Source organism: [Erwinia] mediterraneensis (assembly GCF_900604315.1).
GTDB lineage: Bacteria > Pseudomonadota > Gammaproteobacteria > Enterobacterales > Enterobacteriaceae > Pantoea > Pantoea mediterraneensis_A.
This window is the reverse complement of record NZ_LR026978.1, coordinates 2,902,512-2,913,839: the sequence shown is the minus strand read 5'-3', so window position 1 is coordinate 2,913,839 and position 11,328 is coordinate 2,902,512. Positions and strand designations below refer to the sequence as shown.

Annotated in this window: 7 protein-coding genes and 1 pseudogene; 2 read left to right on the top strand and 6 right to left on the bottom strand. The window is 53.2% G+C overall.

What is annotated here, in order from left to right; all coding sequences use genetic code 11:
* Window positions 1-31 precede the first annotated feature (31 nt).
* From E0E17_RS13665 to serC, 6 genes and pseudogenes are all read right to left on the bottom strand, one after another.
* On the bottom strand, window positions 32-2,287 hold the full coding sequence (locus E0E17_RS13665; RefSeq protein WP_130834584.1) for a DNA internalization-related competence protein ComEC/Rec2: 2,256 nt from the start codon (window positions 2,285-2,287) through the stop codon (window positions 32-34).
* A gap of 201 nt (window positions 2,288-2,488) precedes the next feature.
* Window positions 2,489-2,782, bottom strand: a pseudogene (gene ihfB, locus E0E17_RS13660) (integration host factor subunit beta); the annotation flags it as partial.
* A gap of 78 nt (window positions 2,783-2,860) precedes the next feature.
* Entirely contained in the window at window positions 2,861-4,531 is a 1,671-nt protein-coding gene (gene rpsA, locus E0E17_RS13655) for a 30S ribosomal protein S1 (protein ID WP_130835553.1), read from the bottom strand.
* 127 nt (window positions 4,532-4,658) lie between these two features.
* A complete protein-coding gene (gene cmk / locus E0E17_RS13650) occupies window positions 4,659-5,339 on the bottom strand; it encodes a (d)CMP kinase (RefSeq protein ID WP_130835552.1) in 681 nt (226 codons plus the stop codon).
* A 201-nt stretch (window positions 5,340-5,540) separates the two neighbouring features.
* Window positions 5,541-6,827 carry a 3-phosphoshikimate 1-carboxyvinyltransferase gene (gene aroA / locus E0E17_RS13645; protein WP_130834583.1) on the bottom strand — a complete coding sequence of 429 codons (1,287 nt, stop codon included), beginning with the start codon at window positions 6,825-6,827 and terminating at the stop codon, window positions 5,541-5,543.
* Window positions 6,828-6,910: 83 nt separating this feature from the next.
* Complete coding sequence (gene serC, locus E0E17_RS13640; protein ID WP_130834582.1) at window positions 6,911-7,996, bottom strand: 3-phosphoserine/phosphohydroxythreonine transaminase; 1,086 nt, start codon at window positions 7,994-7,996, stop codon at window positions 6,911-6,913.
* 316 nt (window positions 7,997-8,312) lie between these two features.
* On the opposite strand from serC, the gene ycaO reads away from it, so the two are divergent.
* Window positions 8,313-10,070 carry a 30S ribosomal protein S12 methylthiotransferase accessory factor YcaO gene (ycaO, locus tag E0E17_RS13635; protein ID WP_130834581.1) on the top strand — a complete coding sequence of 586 codons (1,758 nt, stop codon included), beginning with the start codon at window positions 8,313-8,315 and terminating at the stop codon, window positions 10,068-10,070.
* Between the two features lie 381 nt (window positions 10,071-10,451).
* Window positions 10,452-11,312 carry a formate transporter FocA gene (gene focA / locus E0E17_RS13630; RefSeq protein WP_130834580.1) on the top strand — a complete coding sequence of 287 codons (861 nt, stop codon included), beginning with the start codon at window positions 10,452-10,454 and terminating at the stop codon, window positions 11,310-11,312.
* Window positions 11,313-11,328 lie beyond the last annotated feature (16 nt).

The window sequence follows — 11,328 nt, the reverse complement described above, 5'->3', positions numbered from 1 at the left end:
TTTTCAACGATGTTTAAAATAGCCATTTATTCTATCTGGAATCACGTTTGACGCCAAACCACTGATGGTACCAACGGGGCATTATTTGTTCTCTGAATCCTGCAACCTGCCATTTTCCCTGATAAATCTTAATACTGAGCTGACCAGATTGTGCAGTATCGAACCAGATATAGCCATTTTTCGCATAATTTCTTACTACCTGGCGCGCCGGCATGCGCCATGCGTTATAGCGTGCTACAGAGGCCAGCGCAGCACGTCCTGCCACCTGACGCAGCAGCAAGGGTGTCGACGATGTCCGACTGCCATGATGGGGAACCTGTAAAATGTCAGCCTGCACTCCCGCTTTTTCCAGCATCACCAGTTTATGTTCTGCATCCTGTTCAAGATCGCCTGTCAGTAGCATCGTTACCCGGCCATCGCTGACCTTTACTACGCAGGAGTCGTTATTATTGCCGGCTGTTACGTTCGCCTCTGGCCAGAGAACCTGAAAGGTTAATCGCCCCCATTGCCAGCGGGTACCGCGATAACAAGGCAGATGGCCGGGTTGTGCCAGCGCGCTGCGCACCGTTAACGCTGGCCAGGCCTGTTTTATCCCTGTCAGGCCGCCGGTATGATCCAGGTGCTTATGGCTGAGGATGACCTGACTGACATTTATTCCTTTATGCTGAAGCCAGGGCACAATAATATGCTCGCCGGCATTGCCGTGTGCCCAGCGGTTGCCGGTATCGTAAATCACCGCTTCATCCTCCTGAGAGATGATCACAGCCAGACCGTGCCCGACATCCAGCATATCAATACGCCACTCCACCTTTTCCGCGCTATAACGCCAGAGTAAAAGGGAGAGCATCAGGCTGCAGCAGCTGACAGGAGCGCTTTGCCACCAGCCGAAACGCCAGATAATCATGCCGCCCCAGATCACTGCGCCATACAGCCCCGCCTCCCTGACCGGCCACCAGCCCGGCGGTAGCGCTGTCAGGCCGTAGATCACCAGTGCAAGGGATCGATCGGCCAGCCACCACAGCAGCGTATGCAGAGGGGCAACGGGAAGCAGCATAGCAAGCAGCAGTAGCGGCACCGTGACACAGGAGATCACCGGAATCGCCAGCAGGTTGGCAACCAGCGCCGTCAGGCTAATGCCGTTAAACAGCGCCGCCTGCAGTGGGGTCATTAACAGCAGAATGCCCAACTGCAGATGCATAAGCTGTAAAGGTAGCCAGCGTCGCCGCGCAAATTTTGCCGGTAAGGGGAACCAGTGATACCAGAGCAGCAACATTCCTACAGCCAGAACCGAAAGCCAGAAACTCTCAGACAGCACGGTCAGCGGATCGAGAAACAGCATCAGGCCGATGCACAATGTCCAGACGTGCCAGCCAGTAAGATGCAGTCCGGCAAGGCGTAAGCCTGACCAGAGCGTCAGCGCCAGCATAGCACGCTGAGCCGGAGCCTGAGCGCCGGAAAGCCAGGTATAAAGCGCTGCGGTCATCAGACTGCTGAGTAACGGCGCTCTGTAGTCGATGGCGCGCTCCGGCAAGCCTCGCTGTAGCCCGCGCAGCAGCAGCCAGCCAACACTGGCCGCCAGAGCAATATGCATCCCGGAGATGGCCATCAGATGCGCCGTTCCCGTTTCCCGCAGCAACTGGCGCACCTCATCGGAGAGAGCGTCGCGGTGACCAAACGCCAGCGCTCTCAGAATTCCCTGCATCGGCAATCGCTGTAATGCATTCTGATGGTGTTGAATGATGCGATCCCGCCAGCTGCAGCGCCGGTCCAGCGCCTGACGAGAGAGGATACGTCCCTGAAACGGCGTATGGTTAGCCAGTGCGAATCGCTGGGCATCAAATCCACCCTCATTCAGGCGCGCATGAACAGCACGTAAACGCAGTTGCATCTGCCAGCGCTGGCCGGGACAGTAATGTTCAGTCTCGGCGGGCAGCGCCAGCCAGGCATAAAGCGGCGGGTATTGATAGTGTCCATCTATCCTGAGCAATTTCACTTTTATCCGCTGCCGCTCACGCTGGACTTCCTCAACGCGTACCAGAGCGTCGTGTGACTGCGCCACCAGCCAGTTGATATGCCCCGTCACTTGCCGCGCCTCGATCAAGGCCCAGACCAGTAGCAACAGCCCGTAGCCACACAGGCGTAAATAAACAGTATCACGATGAATCAGTAGCAAGCCCACCGCCGCCATCACGATCAGCAACGTGCGCCCTGGTAAAGCAGGCAAAAAAAGTAGCGGTAAAGTGGCGACCAGCGTCAGTCTGGCGAGCCCTGTCCATGTCAGTGTCATAGTATCCATCCTTGCGTAGCGGATAGTGTGACAGGCAGGCAGAGGCAGTTCAGCAGTAATAACAGGGGAGCGGAAGGCGGGTCGCAAAAATTATCTTTGTTTTGCGTTTCCGTTCAGAAAACAGGAAAGCAGCACGCAGAGCCGAAAAGCGGACAAAAAAAACGACACCCTGAGGTGTCGTTTCTGCGCGTCGGTAACTGCTCAGCCGTAAATATTTGCACGGTCACGCAGTTCTTTGCCCGGTTTAAAGTGGGGAACGTATTTACCTTCCAGTTCCACTTTGTCACCCGTTTTCGGGTTACGACCAGTACGCGGAGCGCGATAGTGCAAAGAAAAACTGCCGAATCCCCGGATTTCGATGCGTTCACCCTGAGCCAGTGTTGTGGCCATGTGCTCCAGCATCTCTTTAACCGCATCCTCAACGACTTTCGCCGGAATATGAGTCTGCTGGCCTGCAAGTCTTTCAATCAGTTCTGACTTGGTCATTAATCCTCCGGTTAATCCCTGTTCATAAGATTTGACAGCTTTTTACCGAAACCGGACGGCATAAAGCCATCCGGTAGGCCAGGAAAATTACTCGCCTTTAGCCGCTTTGAACGCTTCAGCCATCGCGTTAGAGAAGTTGCTTTCTTCCTGTTTGTTAACAGTCGCGATAGCATCTTTCTCGTCAGCTTCGTCTTTCGCACGAACAGACAGGCTTACAACACGGTTTTTACGATCAACACCAGTAAATTTGGCTTCAACGTCGTCACCAACATTCAGCACCAGAGTTGCATCTTCAACACGGTCACGTGAAGCTTCAGAAGCGCGCAGGTAACCTTCCACGCCGTCAGCTAATTCAACTGTAGCACCTTTCGCGTCAACTGCGGTCACTTTACCGGTGACGATGGCACCTTTCTTGTTCAAAGTGATGTAGTTGTTGAACGGATCTTCAGCCAGCTGTTTTACACCCAGAGAGATACGCTCACGCTCTGCATCGACCTGCAGTACAACGGCAGCGATTTCGTCACCTTTTTTGTACTCACGAACGGCTTCTTCGCCAGTCGCGTTCCAGGAGATGTCAGACAGGTGAACCAGACCGTCGATGCCGCCGTCCAGGCCGATGAAGATACCGAAGTCAGTGATTGACTTGATTTTACCTTCAACGCGATCGCCTTTGTTGTGAGTCTCAGCGAACTGCTGCCACGGGTTAGCTTTGCACTGTTTCAGGCCCAGGGAGATACGACGACGCTCTTCATCGATGTCCAGAACCATAACTTCAACCACGTCGCCTACGTTAACAACTTTAGACGGATGGATGTTTTTGTTGGTCCAGTCCATTTCAGAAACGTGTACCAGACCTTCAACGCCTTCTTCGATTTCTACGAAGCAGCCGTAATCAGTCAGGTTGGTCACACGACCGGTCAGTTTAGTCCCTTCCGGATAGCGCTTAGCGATAGCTACCCACGGATCTTCGCCCAGCTGTTTCAGGCCCAGAGATACACGGGTACGCTCGCGGTCGAACTTCAGCACTTTAACAGTGATTTCGTCGCCCACGTTGACAATTTCGCTCGGATGCTTAACGCGTTTCCACGCCATGTCAGTGATGTGCAGCAGGCCGTCAACGCCGCCCAGATCAACGAATGCACCGTAGTCAGTGAGGTTCTTAACGATACCTTTGACTTCCATGCCTTCCTGCAGGTTTTCCAGCAGCTGATCGCGCTCAGCGCTGTTTTCAGATTCGATAACTGCGCGGCGAGAAACCACCACGTTGTTACGTTTCTGATCCAGCTTGATCACTTTAAATTCAAGCTCTTTGCCTTCCAGGTGCAGTGTGTCGCGTACCGGACGTACGTCAACCAGTGAACCCGGCAGGAACGCACGAATGCCGTTCAGCTCAACAGTGAAGCCGCCCTTGACTTTGCCGTTGATTACGCCAGTAACAGTCGCTGCTTCTTCGTAAGCTTTTTCCAGCATCAGCCACGCTTCGTGACGTTTCGCTTTCTCACGAGACAGCAGGGTTTCACCGAAACCGTCTTCTACTGCGTCCAGAGCAACGTCAACTTCGTCACCCACCTGGATTTCAATTTCGCCCTGGGCGTTTTTGAACTGCTCAGCCGGAATGGCAGATTCAGATTTCAGGCCAGCGTCAACCAGCACGACATCTTTATCGATAGCAACAACAACACCACGGACGATGGAACCCGGACGGGTTTCGATTTCTTTCAGGGACTCTTCGAAGAGTTGAGCAAAAGATTCAGTCATATTGTAATCTTCAGGATTCTTTAATTTAACGTCCATCTGACTTCATGTCGGATGGGGTTGTTTAACATACCCTGCCCCCTTTCCCTGGCACAGGGGTACTGCAATCTGTTTCTACTTCAGCGCGACATTACATGCCCAGCTTCTCGCGGGCATATTTCAGTGCTACATCAATCACTTGCTCAATGGACATACTGGTTGAATCCAGCACCAGAGCATCTTTTGCAGGCACTAAAGGCGCGATTGCGCGATTGCGGTCGCGATCATCACGTTCTTTTATCTCGGCTAAAAGGCGATCAAAGTTAACACTAAAGCCCTTTTCCTGCAACTGTAGCATGCGGCGCTGCGCACGCTCTTCCGGGCTGGCATCAAGGAATATTTTTACCGGCGCATCCGGGAAAACCACCGTGCCCATATCACGGCCATCGGCGATCAGGCCTGGCTCTTCGCGAAAGGCGCGCTGACGACGCAATAACGCTTCACGTACCCGGGGAAATGCCGCCACGCGTGACGCGGTATTGCTGACTTCCTGAGTACGGATTTCACCAGTGACATCCTCGCCCTCAAGCACCACCTGCAACTCACCCTGTTGCGACACAAAGCGCACATCCAGATGAGCAGCCAGCGGCACCAGAGACTCTTCCGATTCAATATCGACCTGATGATGCAACGCAGCCAGCGCCAGTACGCGATAAATAGCCCCTGAATCGAGCAGATGCCATTGCAGGGCCTCGGCCATGGCTTTACAAAGGGTGCCTTTCCCTGCACCGCTTGGGCCATCAATAGTTATTACCGGGGCGATTGCCGTCATCATTCTCTCCTTTTGCTGCAATAACGTTTTTTAGCTTGTCTGGGCCTGTTGGGGACGGAGGGCATTATACGCTGCTCAGGAACGGTCTGTTATCTTTAAGCATAGACAGAGGTAAAAAATTAAGGAGATTCAGAGGATTTCTTCTGCCTCAGGACCAGTGAGTTTCTGATAACCCGGTGAATTCTCACCGGGTCGGGCAGATTACGCAGGATGACTGACTGACGCCAGCCGCTGAAAATAGTCGGGGAAGGTTTTGGCGGTACAACCGGGATCGAGAATGGTAACCGGCGTATCAGAGAGCGCCACCAGAGAAAAACACATTGCCATGCGATGATCGTTATAGGTGGCGATATCGGCATGCGCCAGCTGCGCTGGTGGCGTGACGCAAATATAGTCATGGCCTTCTTCTACCTCTGCGCCCACTTTACGCAACTCGGTTGCCATGGCTGCCAGCCGATCGGTCTCTTTTACGCGCCAGTTATAAATATTGCGCATGATAGTAGTGCCTTCGGCAAACAGGGCGGCGGTGGCAATGGTCATAGCCGCATCCGGAATATGGTTCATATCCATATCAATCGCTTTTAGCGTACCGCGGGTGCAGGCGATATAGTCATCACCCCATTCAATCACCGCTCCCATTTTCTCCAGCACGTCCGCGAAATGGATATCTCCCTGCACACTGTTACGGCCAATGCCGGTAACGCGGATGGTACCGCCTTTAATCGCCGCTGCGGCTAAAAAGTAGGATGCCGAAGAGGCATCGCCTTCAACCAGATACTCACCGGGAGAACGATAGGTCTGCTCTCCTTTGATCACAAAGCGCTGGTAATCCTGATTCTCTACCTGCACTCCAAAGCACTGCATCAGATGCAGCGTGATATCAATATAGGGTTTAGAAACCAGCTCACCTTTAATGGTGATGACCGTGTCCTGCGCGGCCAGCGGCGCCGTCATTAACAAAGCGGTAAGAAACTGGCTTGAGACACTGCCATCGACGCTGATCTCGCCGCCCCGGAAACCGCCGTGCAGGCGCAAGGGTGGATAATCTGTCTGCTCGAGATAATCCACCTGCGCGCCTCCCTGACGCAGCGCATCAACCAGATGGCCGATCGGACGCTCTTTCATACGTGGCTCGCCCGTCAGGACGATTTCGTGATCGCCCAGACAGAGTGCTGCCGCCAGCGGGCGCATCGCGGTCCCGGCATTGCCCAGGAAAAGTTCTACCGCCTGCTCACTGCGCAGTGGTCCCGCGTTGCCGGTAACTTCACATATGGTACGGTCGGCAGAAAGCGTATATGAGACGCCCAGCGTTTTCAGCGCATTAAGCATATGCCTGACGTCATCACTATCAAGCAGGTTCGTCAACCGGGTTGTCCCGCTCGCCAGCGCAGCCAGCAGCAGTGCACGGTTAGAAACGCTCTTGGAACCGGGCAAATTGACGGTGCCATCGACGCGCGCAATGGGTTGTAATGTTAAAGAATCCTGCATGCGAAACCAAATCTCCAGAAAATACGCCCCCCGTCGCAGGACAGGGGTCTGATGCCAGCGCAGCGCCCTGGCGAATTGCTTTATCAGCCGTGACGACGCTCAAAATCAATCATAAAATCAGTGAGCGCTTTTACCCCTTCCAGCGGCATTGCATTATAAACAGAAGCACGCATGCCTCCGACGACACGATGGCCTTTCAGCGCATGCAGTCCCGCCGCGAAAGATTCTTCCAGGAAGTGTTTATCCAGCGCAGCGTCAGCCAGCTGGAAAGGAACGTTCATACGTGAACGGTTCGCAGCAGCCACGTCGTTACGATAGAAATCACTGTTATCAATCACGCCATACAGCAGGTCCGCTTTTGCCTGGTTGATTTTATCGATTTCGCTGATGCCGCCCTGCTCTTTCAGCCATTTAAAGACCAGGCCAGACAGATACCAGGCAAAAGTCGGCGGGGTGTTAAACATGGAGTCATTTTCCGCCAGCACTTTATAGTCAAGGATGGAGGGCACATGCTGCTGCGCCTTGCCAAGCAGATCTTCACGCACAATCACCAGCGTCAGACCTGCCGGACCAATATTTTTTTGCGCACCGGCATAGATAACACCGTAACGGCTGACATCAACCGGACGCGACAGGATAGTCGAGGAGTAGTCGGCCACAACGATCTTGTCGCCGAAATCGGGCTGTTCATCAATGGCAATACCATCAATGGTTTCATTCGGACAGAAATGCACATAGGCGGCGTCATCACTCAGTTGCCACTCACGCATCGGCAGAATGGCGCGCTTGCCGTCCACGGTTGTTTTGACGTCGATCGCGTTAGGACGGCAATATTTTTCCGCTTCTTTAATTGCGCTGTGCGCCCAGTAACCACCATCAATATAGTCAGCGGTTGTGGCTTCGCCTAACAGGTTACCCGGCACAGCGGCAAACTGCGCGCGCGCGCCGCCATGACAGAATAAAACTTTGTAATTAGCGGGTATTTTCAGCAGATCACGAAAATCTTGTTCTGCTTCCTGAGCGACCTGAATAAACTCTTTGCTGCGGTGGCTGATCTCCATCACCGAAGTTCCCAGCCCGTGCCAGTTTGTCAGTTCTTGTTCTGCACGGCGGAGCACTTCAACCGGCAGCATAGCTGGTCCGGAGCTAAAATTATAAACCTGTGTCATTTCCCCTCACCACTGTCATATCGAACGGTTATGAATACCCTATCGGTTTTATCACCGCGCCCTGGCGGCTGCAATCTTTAATCAGGGGTCGATCACATTTTTGGAATTTGCCGCTCCGCAGCTTATGTCATAAATGCAAAGCGAAACGGTATTTTGTGAGGCGGCTTCATGACTGCAAGAAAAAGGGAGGCGCAACCGGTTAACTCAGGACACACTGGTCGCCAGAAATTTACGCGGCCTTGATAGCGTCAGCGCAACAAAAAACGTATTATGGCGCGCTTTATGTACACCCCTTTTTTACAGAGAGAGCGGCACAATGACGCAAACCTTTATTCCCGGCAAAGACGCCGCACTGGAAGATTCTATCGCCCGCTTCCAGCAGAAACTGCAGGATCTCGGCTTTCATATCGAAGAAGCTTCCTGGCTTAACCCTGTGCCTCATGTCTGGTCGGTGCATATCCGCGATCGTGACTGCCCTCTCTGCTTTACCAATGGTAAAGGTGCCAGTAAAAAAGCGGCGCTGGCTTCTGCATTAGGTGAATACTTCGAGCGTCTCTCCACCAACTACTTTTTTGCGGACTTCTGGCTGGGCCACTCTGTCGCTAACGGCGATTTTGTTCATTATCCTGATGAGAAGTGGTTCCCTGTGCCTGCTGATGAGCACTTGCCGGAAGGTATTCTTGATGCCGGTTTACGCGCCTTTTACGATCCGGAAAATGAATTATCGGCCAGCGATCTGATCGATCTGCAATCGGGTAACAGCGCGCGCGGAATCTGTGCGCTTCCCTTTACCCGCCAGTCCGATCAGCAGACGGTTTATATTCCGATGAACATCATCGGCAACCTGTATGTCTCCAACGGCATGTCAGCCGGGAATACGGCGAACGAAGCGCGGGTTCAGGGGCTGTCTGAAGTTTTCGAGCGTTATATCAAAAACCGTATTATCGCTGAGTCAATCAGCCTGCCCGCCATCCCGGACGAGGTTATGCAGCGCTATCCGGGTGTGGTGGAAGCGATCGCGCGTCTGGAAGCAGAAGGCTTCCCGATTTTTGCCTACGACGCCTCCCTGGGCGGAAAATATCCGGTCATTTGCGTCGTGCTGTTTAACCCGGCTAACGGTACCTGTTTCGCCTCTTTTGGCGCGCATCCCGATTTTGGTGTGGCGCTGGAGCGTACCGTTACCGAATTACTGCAGGGCCGTAGCCTGAAAGATCTGGATGTCTTTACGCCGCCTACCTTTGATGATGAAGAGGTGGCCGAACATGCTAATCTGGAAACCCACTTTATCGATTCCAGCGGCCTGATCTCCTGGGACCTGTTTAAAGAGACGGCAGATTATCCTTTTGTAGACTGGAAATTTGATGGTACCACCCAGCAGGAATTTGACACGCTGATGGCTATCTTCCGGGCCGAGAGCAAGGAAGTCTATATCGCCGATTACGAACATCTTGGGGTTTACGCCTGCCGTATTCTGGTCCCAGGCATGTCTGACATCTACCCGGTAGAAGACCTGCTGCTGGCGAACAACAATATGGGCGCTGGCCTGCGTGAAACCCTGCTCGCGTTGCCTGACAGTGAGTGGGAGCCGGAAGCCTACCTTGAACTGATTTCGCAGCTGGATGAAGAAGGCTACGATGACTTTACCCGCGTGCGCGAACTGCTGGGCCTGGCGACCGGTAAAGACAATGGCTGGTACACGCTGCGCATCGGCGAACTGAAAGCGATGCTGGCGCTGGCCGGGGGTGACCTTGAGCAAGCCCTGATCTGGACCGAATGGACTATGGAATTTAACGGCTCCATTTTTACACCGGAACGCGCTAACTACTACCGCTGCCTGCAAACCTTGCTGTTACTGGCGATGGAAGAGGACCGCGACCCGCTACAATATCATCATGCCTTTGTGCGTATGTATGGCAGTGCTGCTGTTGAAGCCGCTTCCGCCGCGCTGAGCGGTGAAGCGCCGTTCTACGGATTGCAGGCTGTGGATGGCGATTTGCAAGCCTTCCCGGCGCACCAGTCGCTGCTCCAGGCTTACGAAAAACTCCAGGCCGCGAAACGTCGCTACTGGAAGTAATACTGCTCGCGATCGGTCACGCCAGTGATCGATCCATCAGTAACGGGATCCGGGCACGGACTGATTTTCGTGCCTTTTTTATGCCTTAAGCGACACGCCAGATGCCAGCGTTATGCCCGGCATGGCAAACACGTTAACTGCACTCTGTCAGCCGCAACGCTTATTTTTCTTACACCTGATCACAGACCCTTCTGCGCCACCTTAAAAAAATAACAGATTTTATAAAAAAATTTTTATTAAAATAATCAAAAATTTATACCTTATTTTCTTATTTCCCGACTGATTTCTCCTGCTTAACAGCTATCAAAAATGATCCATATCAATACTGGCTAGCTACCCCTTTGGTAGTATTTTTTCAGACCTCTTCCGGAGAATGCTGGTGTGAAAGCTGATAATCCTTTCAATCTATTGCTACCGGCTGCCATGGCGAAAGTGGCTGAAGACGCAGGCGTCTACAAAGCGACTAAACATCCTCTCACCACTTTCTTTCTTGCCATTACTGCGGGCGTATTTATCTCCATCGCCTTTGTTTTCTATATCACGGCAACAACCGGCGCAGAAGCGCTTCCCTATGGCATTGCCAGACTGACCGGTGGTCTCTGCTTTTCGCTCGGCCTGATGCTGGTGGTGGTATGCGGTGCCGACCTCTTTACCTCGACGGTGCTGATTGTGGTGGCTAAAGCCAGCAGGCGTATTAGCTGGCGTCAGCTGGCCTGTCACTGGCTCAACGTTTATTTCGGTAACCTGATCGGCGCACTGCTCTTTGTCTTACTGCTCTGGCTGGCCGGTGAACACAACGTGGCGAACGGTGCGTGGGGATTAAACCTGCTACAGACGGCCGATCATAAAATGCACCACACCTTTACGGAAGCGGTATGCCTGGGCATCCTGGCGAATTTAATGGTCTGCCTGGCGGTGTGGATGAGTTACTCCGGCCGCAGTCTGCTCGACAAAATAATGGCCATGTGCCTGCCGGTCGCCATGTTTGTCGCCAGTGGTTTCGAACACAGCATCGCAAATATGTTTTTAATTCCGATGGCGATGGTCATCCGCCAGTTTGCTACTCCCGACTTCTGGCAGGCTACCGGCACCAGCGCCGTTCATTTTTCCGCGCTGACGCCCGGCAACTTTATCGTCAACAACCTGCTACCGGTCACTCTGGGCAATATTATCGGCGGCGGCTTACTGGTGGGCCTGACTTACTGGGTGATCTATTTACGTGGCAACTTGCAGGCACACTGAACAGCATCTGTACCGG